Raw genomic sequence first — 21240 nt, forward strand, 5'->3', positions numbered from 1 at the left:
ATAGCCATGTTCTATCTAATTTAATACACGTGCCTATAATCCTACCAGAAATAGATCACTCACTCAACATCAGAGGGGATTAGACGCTCCGCTGACAGCGTTTGGCTAACTGTTCCTAGCTGTAACCCTTTTTCCTTTATCCCGCGTATCATGGCCTTCAGCGCCTTGGAGGATGAGGCAGTAGGATGCATTAGAACCAGTGTCCCGGATTCAGCTTTACTTGTGATTTTGGCAACTATAGATTCAGGAGAAGGATTGCGCCAATCCACCGTATCCACAGTCCAGAGTACAGTCTTTAAGCCCAAGCTGCTAGCGATTTCTACTGTCTCTTGATCGAAATCACCAGATGGAGGTGCGAACCATTTATTAGTGACTCCAAGTGATTCTTTTAGCAGCTTTTGCGTCTTTTCAATCTCAACTGTAGCACGCGCTCGACTTAAAGTACTCATATTGGGATGGGTATAGGCATGATTCTCCATCTCATGACCACGCTTTAACATTTCTGCAGCAAGCTCTGGATTCTTGCTCAGCCAGCTTCCATCCAGAAAAAACGTAACTTTCACGTTCTCTTCATCCAAAATATCCAGCATGGGCACGATATACTGATTCCCCCAAGCCACATTAATCATCAGTGATACCATCGGTTTCGCCGGATTTCCTCGATATATAGGTTCTGCTCCCAGTTCATTTAACGATACTTTTGGTTCGATCTGCCGATACACTAACTTTATGGGCTCTTTTGGTGCCAAAAGAGCATTCCGATAGGTACTCTCTACATCAATCTCAAGTCCGTTATAACCCGGAATGGCTTTCCACACCCGGTCAACCACTGCATCCACTGGAGGTGCATTTAGTTTGGCCGCGGCGGTCTCAATCCTCAGAAGAAGATCGTTATTGGCCGCCTTAGGGATATCCATCCACACCGCAAGATCATCCTGCGGCTTCAATTGCGCAAACATGTCCTTGACTGGTCCCTGTGTGCTACCAATTCCTATCACGATTGCTACACAAGCAACCACTAATGCCACTTTTTCCGTCTTCATGACGACTTCCTCCCCGGTAGAAACGAATTTCAGGTTCGTTCCACACGATTACAAAGACACTTTGTCCCAATTTATGAGACAAGGGAGGAATTTATGTCATGAACAGATACAAGACTAATAGATAGGAATGTTTGCTACAGTTTTCCACCTTCTTTCATATAAAAAAAGAGCCAGAACGCAAATCGCTTCTGTCTCTTTTAATAATGAAATTAGATCCCTTTTGTAAAGGTTATTACTAAGATCAAACTTACGCTTTAGCTCCAGTTTCCGAAGTCAACACCGCTTTACGAGACAGGTTAACCCGGCCTTGTGGATCGATCTCGGTAACTTTAACGGTAATGGTGTCACCAATAGCAACAACATCTTCTACCTTAGCTACACGCTCAGTGGACAATTGGGAAATGTGTACCAATCCGTCTTTGCCCGGAATCAGTTCAACAAATGCACCAAATTTCTCAATACGTCTAACTGTACCCACATAGATTTCTCCGACTTGTACTTCACGCACAAGACCTTCGATAATCGAACGAGCCTTTTGGATCATTTCTTCATCTGAAGAACCGATAAAGACACGGCCATCTTGTTCGATGTCGATTTTCACGCCGGTTTCTTCAATAATTTTATTGATAATCTTACCACCAGCACCGATAACATCACGGATTTTGTCCGGATTGATGTTGATAATAATGATTTTAGGAGCATATTTGGACAGATTAGGTCTTGGCGCAGAGATCGCTTCATTCATTTTGTCCAAGATGAACAGACGGCCTTCTTTAGCCTGTTGAAGTGCTTCCTGAAGAATGTTGCGGTCGATACCGGCAATCTTAATGTCCATTTGAATAGCTGTAACACCTTCAGCTGTACCAGCTACCTTGAAGTCCATATCTCCGAGATGATCTTCCATACCTTGAATATCCGTCAGGATGGAGACATGCTCTCCGTCTTTAATCAGCCCCATTGCTACTCCGGCTACTGGAGCTTTGATTGGCACACCAGCATCCATCATAGCCAGAATACTGGCACAGATGCTTGCCTGGGATGTAGAACCGTTAGATTCAATCGCTTCTGATACTAGACGAATCGTGTACGGGAATTCAGTTTCACTAGGAATCACCTTGGATAATGCACGTTCTCCAAGTGCTCCGTGACCGATTTCACGTCGTCCTGGTGCTCTAAGCGGACGAGCTTCCCCTACGCTGAACGGCGGGAAATTGTAATGGTGCATGAAACGTTTCGTTTCAGTAGGATCGATTCCGTCGAGAATTTGCACATCACCTAGTGCTCCAAGGGTACAAACGCTAAGGATTTGTGTTTGTCCACGTGTGAACAGACCGGAACCGTGTGTACGCGGCAACAGGCTTGTGTCACATTCAATCGGACGGATTTCATCAAGTTTACGTCCATCTGGACGAACCTTATCATGCGTGATTAGACGTCTTACTTCATCCTTCACGATATCATGGAGGACTTCTTTAACATCTTTCAGAAGCTCCGGTGCTTCTATGTACTTCTCTACGAAATACGCAACCGCTTCATCATTAACGACATCAATCGCTTCCTGACGAGCATGTTTTTCAGCAATTTTAACGGCTTCCACCAGACGAGCCTCAGCAAATGCGCGGACCTCAGTATTCACGTCAGCATTCACTGTATGCAGCTTCACAGCCATTTTTTCTTTACCAGCCACTTTGACCAGTTCTTCGATGGTTGCAACGATCTTACGGATTTCATCATGACCGAACATAATCGCTTCGAGCATCACATCTTCCGTCACTTCGTTCGCTTCCGCTTCAACCATCATGATTGCTTCCTTCGTTCCAGCAACCACTACATAAATATCACTGATTGCTTGCTGAGCCATATCCGGATTGATCACAAAATCTCCATTAACCCGACCTACAGCAACGCCGCCGATTGGTCCATCAAAAGGCACATCAGAAATACTAAGTGCAGCTGAAGTGCCGATCATAGCAGCAATATCTGGTGCGCAGTCCTGATCCACACTCATTACCATGTTCAATACCTGAACATCGTTACGGAATCCTTCAGGGAACAGGGGTCTGATTGGACGGTCTGTCAAACGGCTTGACAGAATCGCTTTCTCACTTGGTCTGCCTTCCCGTTTAATAAATCCGCCAGGAATTTTACCTACTGCATATAATCTTTCCTCATAGTTAACTGTAAGGGGGAAAAAATCCAGATCCTTTGGCTCTTTCGAAGCCGTAACGGTACATAATACCGAAGTATCCCCATAACGCACCATAACGGCTGCGTTTGCTTGTTTAGCTAGACGGCCCGTTTCCAGCACAAGGCGTCTTCCGCCTAGCTGCATTTCTACACGTTTTTCCATAAATACCTCCTTGAATAGTAGTAGACCCGCAATCAAATATAGCAGGTTCACAAATAGATCTAATGAATCGGAAAGGCTTGTCCCTAAGGTATGTAGCCTGTTCTGTATACATATAAGAAGAAACGGCTAAGTCTCACAGATGATGTAAAGTGGCCGTTTTTACGAATAATCTCATCAGTCTTGCTATAAAGTTTTCCCTAAATTTTCAAAAAGCAACCCAGCTGTCCCGCTGTCGCTCCGAGAAGGACATACGGTATACAACCAGGCTGCTTTAAGGGTTATCTTATGGAAAATTAACGACGCAATCCCAGTCTTTCGATCAGGGCGCTGTAACGTCTGATGTCTTTGTTTTTCAAATACGCCAGAAGTTTACGACGTTGTCCAACCATTTTCAACAATCCGCGACGGGAGTGATGATCTTTCTTGTGCGTACGCAAGTGGTCAGTCAAATTAACGATGTTCTCCGTTAGGATAGCAACTTGCACCTCAGGGGATCCAGTATCGGATTCGTGAGTTTTGTGCTCGTCGATCAATTGATGTTTACGTTCTTGAGTTAATGCCATCCTGTTCACCTCCTTCAATATAATCGCCACTAGCCTCGTCACCGTCGGTGAGAACGTGCAACCAAGCTAAGGTTATGGTGCTGTAAGCCAGCAACGTTTATTAGTATAGCATCTCCATTAACAAAAGTAAACGGCTTGTCCGGGATGACTATAGATTATACCCCAAAATCTTCTTCGCGGTTTCTGCATCCTCACCGATTTGAGTAATCAATGCACCAATGGATTCGAATTTTCGTTCAGGACGAATATAAGATACTAACTCCACCTTGAGCTCTTGATCATACAAATCACCTTCAAAGTCAAACAGATGGACCTCAAAGCTTGGAGTCAATACACCCTCATGGAAGGTAGGTTTAACGCCCACATTCATAACCCCATACAAAACTTTATCCTTATAAAAGACTCGGACCGCATATACACCTTTAGTCGGGATGACAAAATGTGCACTAAGCTTCAAGTTCGCTGTTGGAAAACCAATAGTGCGACCTCTCTTCTCACCATGCCCCACTTCACCACGCAGATAATAGCAACGTCCGAACCAGGAGTTTGCCAGCTCTAAATCCCCGTTTTGGAGACTTTTACGAATGCCGGAGCTGCTTACCTTCTCTCCATCCAGCAGAAAAGGGGGAGCAACCTCTACATTCATAATACCTTCACCCAGCTTGCGAAGCATCTCAACATCGCCTTCACCTTGATAACCAAAACGAAAGTCAAAGCCGACAACTGCAGTTACAATATGTAGCGGCAAAAGCATAACAGAGACAAAATTCTGAGGACTTACACGGGAAAGCTGCTCGTTAAATTCAATAACATATAAGATATCGACACCCAAACTAGCAAGAATCTCCTGCTTTTCTACGGGTGGCGTCAAATACCCTTCATAATCACCCTTACCCATAACATCTTTAGGATGGGGATGAAATGTAAGGACTGCAGCCGGCACACCTTGTTTACGTGCTAGGGCCACAGCGGATGTAATGACGCTAGCATGTCCACGATGCAATCCGTCAAACTGCCCTAGAGCAGCCACTTGAGGCTGTGCCCACTCTGCAGCAGTCTCCGGAGACATCGGATAGGTTAACGTTACGGTTCTCACGCTGTTTCTCACCTACAATTCACTTGGTAAAATTGATTTAAGCTTGTGCAAACACCTTCACTGGAGCAATTGCACCTGTATCTTCCAATTCATAAATGCCAAGAAATCCACCTTGAAGATCGTATAGCCGAAATTGACTGTTCGACTTCACCTCTGGAGCGATAAATCGTGAGGACAAACGCTGCCCCTGCAAAGCTGCCTTCTTTTTCTCATCCATTACCGTGTGCTTTGGCATATGAGAAATGGCTTCGTCTGCAGCGATTAAATGATCTTCCAATGTTCCGGCTTCTTTGTGAGTCGCAATATCCTCTAGCGTAAGACAATGACTAGCAGAAATCCCTGCCGACATCGTTCTCTCTAGTTTCACCATCACACCCGGCAGTCCAAGTGCTCGTCCGATGTCGACACAGAGTGTACGAATGTACGTCCCCTTAGAGCAAAGTACCCGGAATGTGATATCGGGATGATTGCCTTCCCAAGTCATATCCGTCATTTCAATTTCGTAAATCTCTACTTCACGGCTTTTACGTTCAACGGTTTTACCTTCTCTTGCCAACTCATAAAGACGTTTGCCGTCAACTTTAACCGCAGAATACATCGGTGGAACCTGAGAAATAACCCCTTTAAATGAAGCAAGCATTGACAGAATCTCTTCTTCAGTTACATGCACCTCATCTACAGTTTCTATAATGGTCCCAGTTAAGTCCTCAGTATCACTGGACATCCCCAGTCTCAATGTTGCCACATATTCTTTGGGCAACTCCTGAATATACTCCACGACACGAGTAGCGCGGCCTAAACAAAGCGGTAGCACACCTGTTACCTGTGGATCAAGTGTTCCTGTATGTCCGATCCGTTTCATGCCGAGAATACGACGCGCCTTGGCCACAACATCATGTGAAGTGAACCCGGCTGGCTTGTAAACCGCCAGTACACCTTCTAATTCACTCATAAATGACGTCTTACCTCCTCAAGCACTTGCGCTATTGCCGTTTCGAGTGTAGCTTCTATACGCGCACCTGCAGCACGGGTATGACCGCCACCTCCAAACGTTTGCGCTAGATCAGCCACATCGACCTTACCCGCAGAACGTAAGCTAACTTTAACCGCATGTTCATGAATGACTTTGAACAGAATCCCTACTTCCACACCTCGAATATTGCGAGGGTAGTTCACGAGACCTTCTAAATCTTCATTAGCAGCAGCACATTCAATCATATCCTCCGGTGTAACATAGAGCCAGGCAATATCCCCTTCGGGTGATAATTGAAGAGTATTTAACGCTTTATTTAAAATTTTAATCTGCGGCAATGTCATTTCTTCAAGTAATGTCTCAGCCAGTTCAGGACCGTTAACGCCATATGATAGCAGTTCAGATACGGCTGCCATTACTTTTGGTGATGTGTTGGTATATCGAAATCCGCCAGTATCTGTCAAAAGACCTGTGTATAAAGCTGTGGCGATATCAATGTCCCATTCAATCTCGAACGTCTTCAACAGATCGAACAAAATTTCCGCAGTCGCAGCAGCATCCGGTTTGATTAAATTCACAAGACCATAACCGTTGTTAGTGGGATGATGGTCAATGTTCAGGATTAGAGCATCCTTCGCAAAATAGCGATGAGTTAGTCCTACTCGCTGAAAATCAGCACAATCCACACAGATCACATTGCTGTATTGACGGGGCGGCTCACTAGAGGCCATATTGATGATTTCCTCCGAATGCCATAAGTATTCCATCCGCTTCGGTATCGGTCCTTCATTTAGCATAGTGTATTTTTTGCCCAGACATGAGAGAAGCCAGCCCACCGCTAGGGTGGAGCTGACTGCATCTCCGTCCGGCTGAACATGCGACACTACAAGGTAATCGTCGTGTTCCAGCAGAAACTCACGGGTCTGCTGGAGACTTTGTTCATAGCTCTGCATTCGCCGTCTCCTTTATAAAGGTTGTTCAAAATAGCCTTGAGCTATTTTGAACTCCTTTTGTACCTATTTCTAATCGTTCTTATGAAGCTCTCCAAGAAGTTTCTCAATGTGACTGCCATAAGCGACAGATTCATCGATCTTGAAGATCAGTTCCGGTGTATGCCGGAGGCGAATCGCCTTGCCAAGCTCGGAGCGAAGAAAACCATTTGCTTTCTCAATCGCTTTAAGGGAGCCTGACTTCTGCTCTTCATCCCCGAACACGCTTAGGTATACTTTCGCTTGCGACAGATCGTTAGTCACGTCTACGCCAGTTACAGTTACAAAACCGATTCGAGGATCTTTCAGTCCGCTTTGGATAAGTTGACTAAGCTCTTTCTTGATCTGCTCGCCTACTCGTCCTGCTCTAATTTTAGACATCTATATTCACCTCTTCGCTTAGCGCTCTACAGTTTCCATAAGAAACGCTTCGATAATGTCGCCCTCTTGGACGTCATTATAGCGTTCCAAAGTTATGCCGCATTCATAACCTTGCGCCACTTCTTTGGCATCATCTTTAAAGCGTTTCAAGGTATCAACTTTACCTGTAAATACAACGATTCCGCTACGGATCAAGCGCATTTCAGCATTACGGGTAATTTTACCATCAATAACCATACAACCTGCAATGGTACCCACTTTACTGATTTTGAATACGCTACGCACTTCAGCGTGACCGATAACGTTCTCTTTATAGATAGGATCAAGCATACCCTTCATTGCACTTTCAATTTCCTCGATTACATTGTAGATGATGTTATGGAGACGAACATCTACTTTTTCTTGTTCAGCAGCTGCCTTGGTCTGAGCGTCCGGACGAACGTTAAAGCCAATAACAATAGCATTAGATGCTGCTGCAAGTGTAATATCGGATTCCGTAATGGCACCAGCACCGCTGTGAATGATCTTCACGCGGACACCTTCCACTTCGATCTTAGCCAGGGAACCTTTAAGTGCCTCGACTGAACCTTGTACGTCAGCTTTAATAATAACGTTAAGGTCTTTGATCTCGCCGTCTTTAATGTGCTGGAACAAATCATCCAATGTTACACGAGTGTTCGTATTCAGCTCAGATTGGCGTTGGGAAGTGGAACGTCTATCAGCAATCGCACGGGCTTTACGCTCGTCTTCGAAGGCCATAAACGGATCACCAGCCTGTGGTACTTCAGTCAAACCAGTAATTTCTACTGGAGTGGATGGTCCAGCTTCCTTGATCTTACGTCCTTTGTCATTAACCATCGCACGTACACGTCCGAAGCAGTTACCTGCTACAAAAGCATCGCCGACTTTCAATGTACCGTTCTGTACCAGAACACGTGCAACGGGTCCACGATTCTTATCAAGCTCAGCTTCTATAACTGTACCGCGTGCCCGTTTGTCAGGGTTCGCTTTGTACTCGTTTACTTCAGCAACGAGCAGAATCATTTCCAGCAGTTCTTCCAAGTTAATACGTTGTTTTGCAGAAAGGTTAACGAAGATGGTATCTCCGCCCCACTCTTCAGGAACGAGTTCATAGCTTGTAAGCTCTTGCTTCACCTTATCAGGATCAGCACCTGGCTTATCGATTTTGTTGACAGCAACAATGATCGGAAGTCCAGCAGCTTTAGCGTGTGCAATAGCTTCAACAGTCTGAGGCATAACACCGTCATCCGCTGCAACTACGATAATTGTCATATCCGTAACCTGTGCACCACGAGCACGCATAGCCGTAAATGCTTCGTGACCAGGTGTATCAAGGAACGTGATTTTCTTCTGGTTGATTTCAACTTGATAAGCACCAATATGCTGTGTGATTCCGCCAGCTTCGCCTAGTGACACACTTGTCGAACGAATGGCATCCAGCAAAGTAGTTTTACCGTGGTCAACGTGACCCATGATTGTAACTACTGGAGGACGGGTCTGAAGCTCATCTTCAGTATCATTCTCTTCCACAGTTTCGAAGCTATCCTCATCAACAGGAATCTTCACTTCTACTTCTACGCCAAATTCAGCAGCGAGCAGAAGAATGGTGTCGATATCCAATTCTTGGTTAATGGTTGCCATTACACCCATAGAAATCAGCTTCTTAATTACTTCAGAAGCGTCTTTGTGAAGCAATTTCGCAGTTTCACCTACGGTCATGCTGCCACGAACGATAATTTTCTTAGGTGTATTATCAATCTTCTCGCGGTGAACCATAGGTTGATTCTTGCCACGGCCATTCTTACCACCACGACCGCGGTAGTTACCGCCTTTACCATCATCAAACCGTCTATTGTTCGTATTTGGTCTACCACCGGTTGTGTTCTTCTTAGGACCTCTGTCGTCACCGCGTGTGAAACCACCACCTGTGCCAGATTGACCTTGTGGGCGGCTGTCCGTGCGAGGTGCACTGCTTTGTCCTTGCGGACGGCTGCCAGTATTACTTCCTTGTGGACGGCTACCGCCGGTAGTACTACCTTGCGGACGGCTGCCACCTGTGTTACTTCCTTGCGGACGGCTGCCACCAGTATTACTACCTTGTGGGCGATTGCCGCCTGTACTACTTCCTTGCGGACGGCTGCCACCGGTATTGCTACCTTGTGGGCGATTGCCGCCTGTGCTACTTCCTTGCGGACGGCTTCCGGTAGTACTATTTGTACGTGGAGCTCCGCTTTGTTGCGGACGTGCATTTTGCGTTGAACCTGTTGTTGTTCTGCGGGAATCTTGTCCGCTTTGGGGCCTTGGGGACGTCGTCGATTGGTTGTTGTTTTGGTTACTGTTCATACCTACCTGCTTTTCCTGTTGATTTTTGTTGGCATTCTGAGCACTCTGGGGTTCGGCAGTTACTGCACCGGTTGACACCGGGCGGCTGCTGGAGCCGGTATCCCGCTTGGCTGCAGCGTTCGACTTGATATCCTTGAAGAATTGCTCTACTTTGTTCACGGAACCGTTCTCCATGACACTCATATGATTATTCACAGGGACATTCAAACGCTTCAGAATAGTAATAATTTCTTTACTGCTCATGTTTAGTGACTTGGCATATTCGTACACACGCAATTTATCTTTGTTCTCTTCTTTAGTCAATAAATCCACCTCCGACAGTATCTCCGAGTTGCTTGGAGATCATTTCCGCGAATCCTTTATCCGTAATGGCCAGTACTACGCGCTGGTCTTTACCAATACTTGCACCGAGGCTGTCTCGGTGAAATGCGATTACTAGTGGAATATCGTAGGTTCCGCATTTATCACGGAACTTTTTTTGGGTATTATCTGAAGCGTCACCTGCCAGAACGACCAGCTTCGCCTCTGAAGACCGTACAGCTTTGAGTACAGCCTCATCGCCGGTGACTATCTTGCCTGCTCTCATGGCAAGCCCTAAATAAGAAAGCGCCTTACTCATTATCCTCACTATCCTTTGCTGCTAGAAACTGCTCTTCCACGGAAGTAAATTCCCTGGCAAGCTGGTCATAGATTTCAGGACTCACTTGACATTTCAAAGCGCGGTCAAGTGCTTTATTCTTCTGTGCCAGCTTAAAGCATTCAAGCTTGCCGCATATGTAAGCACCACGGCCTGACTTCTTACCTGTCAGATCAATCAGTACTTCGCCCTCGGGCGTTCTAACCACTCGAATCAGCTCTTTCTTCGGCATCATCTCTTGGGTAGCAACGCATTTGCGCAGCGGCACCTTTCTTTGTTTCATACATACGCCTCCCGTCAAGCAGGTTAATTAATCAATGGAGACGGAATCCTGATGCATTTCATCAATAGAAGTTCTCGGTCTACCGTATTCCTGCTCCGCTTGACTCTCACTCTTGATATCAATTTTCCAGCCGGTAAGCTTAGCGGCAAGGCGTGCATTTTGCCCTTTAATACCGATAGCCAGTGATAATTGATAATCAGGAACGATCACCCGTGCCATTTTCTCTGCTTCAAAGACTTGAACTTCAAGCACCTTGGAAGGGCTGAGTGCATTAGCAACATACTCTTGCACCAGATCAGAGTAACGGACGATATCGATCTTCTCGCCACGAAGCTCAGTAACGATGGTTTGAACGCGTGTTCCTCTTGGGCCTACGCAAGAACCAACTGGATCCACTTCCGGATTGCGGGAATACACAGCAATCTTCGAACGGAAGCCAGCTTCACGAGCTACGGAACGAATTTCAACTACACCATCAAAAATTTCCGGAACTTCTAGTTCGAACAGACGCTTCAGCAATCCGGGATGACTGCGGGACAGCATAATTTGCGGTCCTTTAGTGGTATTCTCAACTTTAGTGATATAAGCCTTGATACGCTCACTTTGCTTAAACTTCTCACCTGGCATCAATTCACTAAGCGGCAAGACCGCTTCGATTTTACCAAGATCAATGTAGATGTTCCGCATATCTTGACGTTGTACAAGTCCTGTTACAATATCATCTTCTTTGTCAATAAAGGCATTATAGATGAGTCCACGCTCTGCTTCGCGAATCCGTTGTGTTACAACCTGCTTTGCAGTCTGTGCAGCAATGCGCCCGAAATCACGTGGTGTTACTTCAAGCTCAGCAATGTCTTCAAGCTGGAAATGCGGGTTAATTTCTCTGGCTGCCGGCAATGAGATTTCAGTCCTTGTATCCAGGACCTCTTCAACAATTAGCTTGCGGGCAAACACTTTAATGACACCTGTGTTGCGGTTCATATCAACACGCACGTTCTGTGCTGCATTGAAATTACGTTTATAACTAGAGATCAGCGCCGCTTCGATCGCTTCGAACAGCACATCTTTACTGATGCCTCTCTCCCTTTCCAGCTCATTCATTGCTTCAATAAACTCCATACTCATGAATTTCCGGCCCCCCTTTCAAGACGTTAAAAAATAATGGCCAATCTCGCGCTTGCGACTTTGGCATACGGTATTACATGTTCTTTTTTGCCCGCGGAGATGAGCAGTTCCTCGTTCTCGAACGAGAGCAAACGACCTTCAAATTCTTTGAGTCCTTGAATCGGCTCATAAACAGTCACATACACGTCCTTACCTACCGCTTTAGCTACATCCGCAGCTTTTTTGAGAGGACGCTCTGCTCCCGGTGAGGAAACCTCAAGGAAATATGCCTCAGGGATAGGATCATTCTCATCCAACTGCTGACTGAAATATTCGCTAATGCTTCCGCAGTCATCAATATCAATGCCGCCTTCTTTATCTACGAATATACGCAGAAACCAATTGGAGCCTTCCTTCACGTATTCAACGTCCACCAGTTCGAAACCATTGTCGTCGAGATAGGGCCCGAGCATCTGCTCTACCGTTTGTTTAATTTTAGATTTGGGTGTGCTCAAAAGAAAATTACCTCCACGAACTTGTCTTTTGCTATATACCAAAGATAAAGAGTGGGTTTCCCCACTCTTTACACAACGGACTTATCTCATTATTACCAAAGAAATTATACCATAGTGAGTCTGGACTGACAAGTGCTAGCCCTTGACTCCCCCTTTGGAGCTCTCTTTTCTAGAAATACAAGAAAGTATAAGTTTCACGTCATCCTATACGTTTTGTATTTTTCGCAGAAACCGGTACCGTCCCTAAAAGGACGGCAAAGCCGGTTCTGCTTACCATGAAATAAGTGTTGTTAAAGCCTTTAAAATAGGGAAAGTTGATTGCTCTCCGGTAAGCCGCGGAAGCAGCCCATATTGGTTAGCAGCTCAATAACTGTCTTACTCGCCTTGGATTTCTGCTGGAAATCCTCAATAGAAAGGAACTCCCCGGCATCTTTCGCAGCAGCTATGTTGATAGCAGCATTCTCACCAATTCCCGCTAATGCGGAAAACGGAGGAATCAAACTCTTGTCATCAACAATAAACTTATTCGCTTCTGAGCGGTAAAGATCAATGTTTTTGAATGTAAACCCACGTGCCGTCATCTCCAAAGCCATTTCAAGGACAGGCAACATAGCCTTTTCCTTAGGCAAAGCTTGAAATCCTTTTTGCTCAATGTCTACGATCTGACGGTTGATCGCTTCATATCCCTTACAGCACAATTCAATATCAAAATCTGCTGCACGTACAGAGAAATAAGTCGCATAATATTCAATAGGATGATACAGCTTGAAGTAAGCGGTACGTACTGCAGAAATAACGTATGCAGCAGCATGCGCCTTCGGGAACATGTATTGAATCTTCAGACAAGAATCAATATACCATTGTGGAACCTTGCACTTTTTCATTTCCTCGATCCATTCGTCAGATAAACCTTTACCTTTACGAACACTCTCGGTAATTTTAAAGGCCAAGCTCGCATCCATTCCCGCTTTATAAATTAAGAAGAGCATGATGTCATCACGACAACCGATAACAGTCTTAATGTTACAAGTGTTATTCTTTATAAGCTCTTGCGCGTTACCAAGCCAAACCCCAGTACCATGAGACAAACCTGATATTTGCAGTAAGTCAGCAAAGCTGGATGGTTTCGACTCAATAAGCATTTGACGTACGAACTTGGTACCCATTTCGGGCACACCATATGTCGCAACTGGTGATCTGATTTCGTCAGGTCTCACTCCAAGTGCATCTGTAGAGTTAAACATGCTCATGACTTTCGGATCATTCATCGGGATAGTAGTTGGATCAACACCTGTCAAATCCTGCAGCATCCGCATCATTGTCGGATCATCATGACCCAGAATATCAAGTTTCAACAGATTCGCGTCAAAAGCATGATAATCAAAGTGCGTGGTCTTCCACTCGGCATTGACATCATCCGCTGGAAATTGCACGGGTGTAATATCTTCAACCTCCATGTAATCTGGAACAACAACTATACCGCCGGGATGTTGTCCCGTACTGCGTTTAACGCCTGTGCATCCAGCTGCCAGCCGGCCAACTTCAGCTCCACGCCAACGTTTCTGGTGCAGTTCTTCGTATTTCTTCGTGAAACCGAAGGCAGTCTTCTCAGCGACGGTACCGATCGTTCCGGCACGGAATACATTTTTCTCACCAAACATTTCTTTGGTAAAGTTATGGGCATTCGGCTGATATTCCCCTGAGAAGTTCAAATCGATATCGGGAACTTTGTCGCCCTTAAATCCGAGGAAGGTCTCAAACGGAATATCCTGCCCTTCGCCTTTGAGCTTCTCACCGCAATCCGGACATACTTTGTCCGGTAAGTCGAATCCGCTCCGTACACTGCCGTCCAGGAACCATTCACTATGGCGACACTCGGGGTTTAGGCAAATATAATGCGCGGGCAAAGGATTAACTTCTGAAATCCCAAGAAATGTCGCTACTACAGAGGAGCCTACGGAACCCCGCGAACCTACGAGATATCCGTCCTTATTTGATTTTTTAACGAGACGTTCAGAAATCAAATAGTTGGCAGAGAACCCGAATTTGATAATTGGTGCAAGCTCTTTCTCCAAACGGGCAATGACTACCTCAGGCAATTCTTCGCCATAAATGGATTTCGCAGTGTTATAACAGGTCTCGCGAATTTCTTCGTCCGCCCCTTCAAGAATGGGTGTAAATAGCTTATCCGGAAACAGCTCCAGCTCTTCAAAACGTTCCGCCAGCTCAACTGTATTCGTAACTACGACTTCCATTGCTTTTTCAGCACCGAGAAATTCGAATTCAGACAGCATTTCATCGGTTGTGCGGAAGTGTGCATCTGGTTTACGTTGGTCTTTAAGCGGACTAAAGCCTGTGATTCCATTAATGGTAATATCACGATACAGCTTGTCCCGGGGTTCAAGATAATGCACATTCCCCGTTGCGATAACAGGTTTATTCAACTGTTCCCCTATTTCACAAACCTTGCGGACTACATCACGAAGCTCATCAGGGCCTGCTACAAAGCCCTTGTCTACCAAATGCATGTACATGGTCAATGGCTGTATCTCTAGCACATCATAAAAATGAGCAACCTCCATGGCTTCCTCAGTCGTTTTGTTGAGTACTGCTTCAAAAAACTCTCCACGTTCACAACCGGAAATCACGAGCAGTCCATCTCTATGCTCTTCCAGCTTGGATTTCGGAATACAAGGAACACGCTTGAAATATTCCGTATGTGACATGGAAATGAGCTTATAGAGATTTTTTTTGCCTACTTGATTAAGTGCATAAATATTACAGTGGAACGGTCTTGTGTTCGAAAGATCATTACCCACATAATCGTTTAGTCGATCAAGGCGGGTCATGCCCTTCATCTTTTCAGCATCTGCGAGCAATCCTGTTAATATTCCACCGAGTGCTATAGTATCATCAATCGCTCGGTGATGGCTTTCCAGAAGAACTTTATATTTATCGGCTAATGTGTTCAGCCTGTGATTCTTCATGTTTGGATATAGTAACCGGGCGAGCTCAAGCGTATCAAGAGATGGATTCGGAAGATCAGGTTCACCTATTTTACGTAACGAGGCCTGAATAAAACCCATATCAAATCTGGCGTTATGTGCAACAAGGATACTGTCACCCACAAATTCAACAAACTTACGCAGTACTGGTTCAAGATCAGGAGCATCCTTCACCATTTCATCCGTAATATTGGTCAATTGCTGAATATGATAAGGGATCTTCTCATGCGGATTAACAAAAGTAGAATAACGGTCTACTTCTTTGCCTTCGCACATTTTAATGGCCGCCAGCTCTGTAATATTATTGCGGGTAATCGATAACCCCGTGGTCTCTATATCAAACACTACATAGGTAGCTGTCTTCAAGTCCAAAGGCTGAGCATTCTCGACAATATTCACAGAGTCATTCACAACATTGGCTTCCACGCCATAAATCATTTTTATCTTATGCTTATGAGCTGCATGGTTCGCATCCGGAAAAGCCTGAACTCCGCCATGATCAGAAATAGCAATCGCAGGATGACCCCACTGGGCAGCTGTTTTGACATAGGTAGTGATCGGAGTGACCGCATCCATCGTACTCATCGTAGTGTGAAGGTGAAACTCCACCCGTTTCTTAGGAGCTGTATCTTTACGCGCAGGCGGTGCCTTAACTTCTGTTAAGTCCGAAGGAATCATCACTAGCTCAGGAATCTGCATAAACCGGTCATATTCCACTTTTCCGCGTGCTCTTACCCATTTACCGTTAGCTAACTGACTCATAACCTTCAGATCATCTTTAGTCTTCGCGAACATCTTCATTTGTAGAGAATCCGTAAAATCGGTCAGACTGAAAGTGAACAAGGTACTGCCATTGCGAAGTTCCTTACGATCCAGACCAAAAATGGTACCCTGAATAGTAATTTTCTTCTCTTCATCTTGAATTTCAAGAATCGGTACAGCCTGTTCCTTAATTTCATACCCCACTTGAAGCTTAATGACTTCACTAGGATCGCTATCATCAGCAGGAGCTTCTGTTTCTACTGCAGTCATCATCTGCTCAACGATCTCGCGTTGTTCTTGCTGAAGCTTTTGCTGAAATTCTTCATATGCCTCAACATTATTATTTTCATTCTCTGCCATTAGCACTTTAACTTTTAAGGTCAGACCGAAATACGTATCATAAAATTTAATAATCGCCCCATCGATGCCTTTTTTACGAGCCAACTCCATAGAAGTGGAGTCACTCATCGTCAACATTAAAGTGTCCTCTTTAAGCTCTTGGGTAGAACGTGTCAGCCAGCCATTAACCGAAGGGACCTCGCGAGTCACCCACTCCAGAAACAATCCCCAATATTCTTGGACTATCTCTGCTCTACTAACTTTTTGATCATATACGAATAAAAAGCTTACTTTGGCTATATGCTGTAGCTTCTCCCGCATTCTGAGGCAAAATGTCCGGTATACCTGCGCTGGAACCAGGCTTTCTTTCGCAATCATAATTTGCCAGTCTCGGTTACCACGGCTGATCTCTACACGCTCTATATATCCATCTAAAAAGTAGGGATCCATAATTGCAGGTGGAATTTCACCTTGCTTCATCAAGAGCTCGAATCTTTTTCTTCTCTCCTGGTTTTGTTCCATGCTTTCCTCCCACCTTTGATAACTCCGTAAAACACAATCAATGATATTCAGTGAAAGTACAATATGATAAGAAAAAACGACGTTGTCGGCTTTTAAAGACAATATCTGTTTCTCGTAAAAATAAAAGGGATAATTTATAGTGCAAACCTATAAATTCTTATATTTTAAAAAGCTTCTGGATTCAAAAAGCATTGGGTACTTTCGGCCCGCTGACTCCTCTCTCCAGAAGCTAGATTAAAATACTACAAGACTGTTGATCGGTGCCAAAAGATTAATAGGCCTTTGCAAAAACCACAGTATGCTCAGCTGGTTTGCCACAGCAAATGCAGACTTGCTTCTTCTCCGCCGGATCGAAAGGAATGTTGCGGCTTCCCGCACCTGTCTCTTCCTTAACTTTGGACTCGCATGCTTCGGAACCACACCAGCCAGCTAGTGCAAAACCGCGTTTTTCTTCCATTGAAGCTTTCATTTCTTCCAAGGAATCCACAGAATAGAAATGGTCCTCGCGGAATTTCAAGGCACGTTCGAACATTTCATTATGAACCTGTTCGAGCATTGCTTGAACTTCTTCTACGAGGTTCTCTTGCTGAATAACCTTCTTCTCACCTGTGACACGGGAGACGATTACGCAGACGCCATTCTCCATGTCGCGTGGTCCAAGCTCCAAGCGCACAGGTATACCGCGCATTTCATATTCATTGAACTTCCAACCTGGCGTTACATCCGAACGATCATCGACACGTACACGAACGCCTGCGTTCTTCAGTTCCTTGAACAGCTCGTCCGTCCGTCCAATCACGGCTTCGCGAGTTTTAGGAGGTCCGATCGGAATCATAATTACTTGAGTTGGCGCTACCTTAGGTGGCAGAACAAGCCCACGGTCATCGCCATGCACCATAATCAGCGAACCAATCAAGCGTGTAGTGGATCCCCATGAGGTGGTATGCACATATTCTAAATTATTGTCGCGGCTCAAATACTGGATCTCAAATGCTGTTGCAAACTTGGTACCCAAGTAATGTGAGGTAGCAGCCTGAACAGCACGTCCATCTTTCATCATCGCTTCAATAGAATACGTATCTACAGCACCAGCAAAACGCTCGGAAGGTGTCTTTTGTCCAGTAATCACCGGAATAGCAAGGAAAGTCTCGGCAAAATCACGGTAGTTATCCAGCATCTTTATGGTTTCTTCACGAGCTTCAGCTTCATTCTCATGTGCAGTATGCCCTTCTTGCCAAAGAAACTCAGTAGTGCGGATAAATGGTAACGTACGCTTCTCCCAACGAACCACGTTCGCCCATTGATTGATAAGTACAGGAAGGTCACGATAGGACTGAATCCATTTGGAATACATATGCCCGAACATGGTCTCAGAAGTAGGACGGACAGCCAGACGTTCTTCAAGCACGTCTCCACCAGCCTCAGTTACCCATGGCAGTTCGGGATTAAAGCCTTCAATATGATCCTTTTCCTTTTGAAAGAAACTCTCTGGAATGAACACTGGAAAATAAGCATTACGATGCCCAGTTTCCTTAAGGCGACGGTTCATTTCCGCCTGAATATGCTCCCATATTTCATAGCCCTCTGGCTTAAATACGATACAGCCACGAACAGGAGAGTAGTCCATCAAGTCCCCTTTTTTTATAACATCAATATACCAGCGTGAGAAATCCTCGCTTTGCGGCGTGATTTCCGTAACGAATTGCTTATCTTTTGCCATGTAATGGAATGCCTCCCGAAGAAAATTAGCCGCTGATCAAACGTAAAATATCATTATACGTAACAGCAATCATTAATAAAAATAACAGTGCAAATCCGACAAAGTGAACCATACCTTCACGGCTCGGGTCTACAGGTTTACCGCGTAATGCCTCCACACCTAGGAACGCCAGACGGCTTCCATCGAGTGCTGGAATCGGTAATAGGTTGAAAATCCCCAGATACAAGCTTAGGATAGCAGCCCAATAGGTAAGATACTGAATGCCTTGTTGGGCAATTTGACCGGTTACTTCAAAGGTACGAACCGGACCTCCAATATCATCCATATTGAATTTATTGATCAATTGCTTAAAGCCCAGAAAGATAGCTTCCGTCGTATCGACCATAGCTTTACCTGAACCTGTCAACGTCTCTCCAACCCCTGCTTTGCGGGTAGGAAGCTCAGGTGTAATCCCTATTTTACCGCCTTCTTGTCCCTCCATGCTACGAGGAACGAGAGTCACATTAAGGGTCTCATCACCACGTTGCAGCATCCATTTCATTTCTTTCCCTTTGGACTCCGAGGTTAAGTCAATCATTTTTTGGTAATCGGCACCAATCTTCTCACCGTTGATGGATACAATGATGTCACCCTTTTGCAATCCCGCCTCTTGTGCAGGCATTCCTTCAGAGACATCACCGATCTTAACATAAGTAGGGTTCTCCACCGGTATCCCAACCATTTGCAAATGGATGGCAAACAGAACAAAGGCTAACAGGAAGTTCATCACAGGACCCGCAACAATAGCCAATGCCCGCTGACCCACGGTTTTACTACCGAATTGGCGGTCTTTAGGCGCAATTTGAGTCTGCTGCGTTCCTTTAATCATCATCGCTTGCGGATGAACATCATAAGTAGTAACTTCGCCATCCACATCCAAGCGGATTTGCAGATCATTTTCAAGATCAGTATGCAAAGCCTCACCACGGATAACATTTTTACGTGTATCCAATGCGTCCAGATAAATATTTTTCACTTTGTTATCCTGACCAAGTCTTACTGCAATGGTTTGTCCAGAGCCAATCTCAATAATCTCTGGATCTTCACCAGCCATCCGAGCATAACCGCCAAAAGGCAGTAAACGCAAAGTGAACTGTGTCTCATTCCGTTTATAAGAAAACAGTTTCGGACCGAAACCGATAGCAAATTCCCTCACGAGAATACCGGCGCGTTTGGCAAAATAATAGTGACCCCATTCATGTACAGTCACCAGAACAAAAAACATGAGCACCGTTAATAAAACGACTTGAACCATTTCCAAACGTATCATCCCCCTTTAGCTGTAAGACCGAAGTATGTCCTCTTAATTTATCATTATTCTCCGATCAGGCACAAGAGAATCAACTGTCCCAACCTATTTTTAGGGCAAAGTAAGTATTTCCAGCCAAAAAGAGATCAATCTACATTCTACAACGTTGCTGCCAGCTCACGAACACGCTTATCACAGGATTCAATTTGTTCTAAATTCGGATTATCCTCGTTAATATGACGATGAAGCACTTCTCCGATGATCTCCTCAATGCGCAGGAATGGGATCTCACGACTCAAGAAACGAGCAACAGCAATTTCATTTGCTGCATTAAAAGCAGTAGTAGCTGTCCCTCCAGCTTTTCCACAATCCATGGCTAGCTTAAGCGCAGGGAATCGTTCATAGTCCATTTCTCGGAAAGTCAAACGTCCAACTTCAGCCAACGACAAACGCTGTGCCGGTGACTCCCAGCGTTCGGGATAAGTGAGCGCATATTGAATGGGGACACGCATATCGGGATTCCCAAGCTGAGCAATAATGCTGCTGTCACGGAACTCCACATAAGAGTGAATGATACTCTCTGGATGCAAAAGTACATTTACTTGTTCATAAGGTAGACCAAATAGCCAATGCGCTTCAATCACCTCAAGCCCTTTATTCACCATTGTAGCAGAATCAATCGTGATTTTCGCGCCCATGCTCCAATTCGGATGACGAAGTGCATCTTCTACCGTTACATTCTTGAGTTGATCACGAGTGAAATCCCGGAAGGATCCACCAGAAGCTGTTAAAGTGATGCAAGCAATATCCGCGAGATTCTCACCATTTAAGCACTGAAAAATAGCAGAATGCTCGCTATCGATAGGTAACAACTTAACACCTTTACGATTAGCTAGATCAGTGACGAGGTGTCCTGCCGTTACCAAAGTCTCTTTATTAGCTAGTCCAATATGTTTGCCTGCTTCGATCGCAGCTAACGTGGATTGGAGGCCTACACTACCCATAACAGCCGTTACGACCATTTCGGCATCTCCACCTGCTGCCACCTCAACAAGACCTTCATTCCCGCTGTATAGCTGTATGCCTGAAGGCAGACTGGATCTAATCTCATCTGCCAGCTCCTTTGTCGCAACAGAAACACGACGAGGATTAAACCGACGAACTTGTTCCAGCAATAACGCTGTATTCGTTCCAGCTGCCAAGCCATCTACTTGAAAAGAGTCTGGGTGCATAGCGATGACATCTAGAGTCTGAGTGCCGATCGAACCTGTGGAACCAAGAACACTTATTTTTTTCATAGTTATAC

The 21240-nt window shown here is 45.1% G+C and carries 15 protein-coding genes and 1 pseudogene; all 16 read right to left on the reverse strand.

Annotated features, from left to right (window positions below):
• Nucleotides 1-59: 59 nt before the first annotated feature.
• On the reverse strand, nucleotides 60-1043 hold the full coding sequence (locus CA600_RS11360) for a polysaccharide deacetylase family protein (protein ID WP_094870286.1): 984 nt from the start codon (nucleotides 1041-1043) through the stop codon (nucleotides 60-62).
• Between the two features lie 247 nt (nucleotides 1044-1290).
• Entirely contained in the window at nucleotides 1291-3393 is a 2103-nt protein-coding gene (pnp, locus tag CA600_RS11365) for a polyribonucleotide nucleotidyltransferase (RefSeq protein WP_094870287.1), read from the reverse strand.
• 293 nt (nucleotides 3394-3686) lie between these two features.
• Complete coding sequence (gene rpsO, locus CA600_RS11370; protein ID WP_036656390.1) at nucleotides 3687-3956, reverse strand: 30S ribosomal protein S15; 270 nt, start codon at nucleotides 3954-3956, stop codon at nucleotides 3687-3689.
• Nucleotides 3957-4104: 148 nt separating this feature from the next.
• The gene (locus CA600_RS11375; RefSeq protein WP_094870288.1) at nucleotides 4105-5052 is read right to left on the reverse strand and encodes a bifunctional riboflavin kinase/FAD synthetase; all 948 of its coding nucleotides are present in this window, start codon (nucleotides 5050-5052) and stop codon (nucleotides 4105-4107) included.
• Nucleotides 5053-5089: 37 nt separating this feature from the next.
• Complete coding sequence (gene truB / locus CA600_RS11380; protein ID WP_094870289.1) at nucleotides 5090-6004, reverse strand: tRNA pseudouridine(55) synthase TruB; 915 nt, start codon at nucleotides 6002-6004, stop codon at nucleotides 5090-5092.
• Nucleotides 6001-6978 carry a DHH family phosphoesterase gene (locus tag CA600_RS11385; protein WP_094870290.1) on the reverse strand — a complete coding sequence of 326 codons (978 nt, stop codon included), beginning with the start codon at nucleotides 6976-6978 and terminating at the stop codon, nucleotides 6001-6003. The genes truB and CA600_RS11385 overlap by 4 nt, the downstream gene beginning before the upstream one ends.
• A gap of 69 nt (nucleotides 6979-7047) precedes the next feature.
• Nucleotides 7048-7395: a 30S ribosome-binding factor RbfA gene (gene rbfA / locus CA600_RS11390; RefSeq protein ID WP_042128856.1), complete on the reverse strand. Its 348-nt coding sequence runs from the start codon at nucleotides 7393-7395 to the stop codon at nucleotides 7048-7050.
• A gap of 18 nt (nucleotides 7396-7413) precedes the next feature.
• A complete protein-coding gene (infB, locus tag CA600_RS11395) occupies nucleotides 7414-10062 on the reverse strand; it encodes a translation initiation factor IF-2 (protein WP_094870291.1) in 2649 nt (882 codons plus the stop codon).
• Nucleotides 10057-10378: pseudogene (locus tag CA600_RS11400) on the reverse strand (YlxQ family RNA-binding protein); the annotation flags it as partial. The pseudogene CA600_RS11400 and the gene infB, both read right to left, overlap by 6 nt.
• Nucleotides 10371-10679 (reverse strand): RNase P modulator RnpM, encoded by a 309-nt coding sequence (gene rnpM, locus CA600_RS11405; protein ID WP_042189416.1) that lies wholly within the window; start codon nucleotides 10677-10679, stop codon nucleotides 10371-10373. The pseudogene CA600_RS11400 and the gene rnpM, both read right to left, overlap by 8 nt.
• Nucleotides 10680-10706: 27 nt before the next feature.
• Entirely contained in the window at nucleotides 10707-11804 is a 1098-nt protein-coding gene (gene nusA, locus CA600_RS11410; RefSeq protein WP_042189417.1) for a transcription termination factor NusA, read from the reverse strand.
• Between the two features lie 26 nt (nucleotides 11805-11830).
• On the reverse strand, nucleotides 11831-12298 hold the full coding sequence (gene rimP, locus CA600_RS11415) for a ribosome maturation factor RimP (RefSeq protein WP_094870292.1): 468 nt from the start codon (nucleotides 12296-12298) through the stop codon (nucleotides 11831-11833).
• Nucleotides 12299-12597: 299 nt separating this feature from the next.
• A complete protein-coding gene (locus CA600_RS11420; RefSeq protein ID WP_094870293.1) occupies nucleotides 12598-16926 on the reverse strand; it encodes a PolC-type DNA polymerase III in 4329 nt (1442 codons plus the stop codon).
• Nucleotides 16927-17197: 271 nt separating this feature from the next.
• The gene (gene proS, locus CA600_RS11425; RefSeq protein WP_094870294.1) at nucleotides 17198-18646 is read right to left on the reverse strand and encodes a proline--tRNA ligase; all 1449 of its coding nucleotides are present in this window, start codon (nucleotides 18644-18646) and stop codon (nucleotides 17198-17200) included.
• A gap of 25 nt (nucleotides 18647-18671) precedes the next feature.
• A complete protein-coding gene (rseP, locus tag CA600_RS11430) occupies nucleotides 18672-19946 on the reverse strand; it encodes an RIP metalloprotease RseP (RefSeq protein ID WP_042189420.1) in 1275 nt (424 codons plus the stop codon).
• Between the two features lie 146 nt (nucleotides 19947-20092).
• Nucleotides 20093-21232, reverse strand: coding sequence for a 1-deoxy-D-xylulose-5-phosphate reductoisomerase (locus CA600_RS11435; protein ID WP_094870295.1), 1140 nt, complete (start codon nucleotides 21230-21232; stop codon nucleotides 20093-20095).
• Nucleotides 21233-21240 lie beyond the last annotated feature (8 nt).

Origin of the sequence: Paenibacillus sp. VTT E-133280, assembly GCF_002264385.1 — a bacterium.
Classification (GTDB): Bacteria; Bacillota; Bacilli; order Paenibacillales; family Paenibacillaceae; genus Paenibacillus_AQ; species Paenibacillus_AQ nitricinens.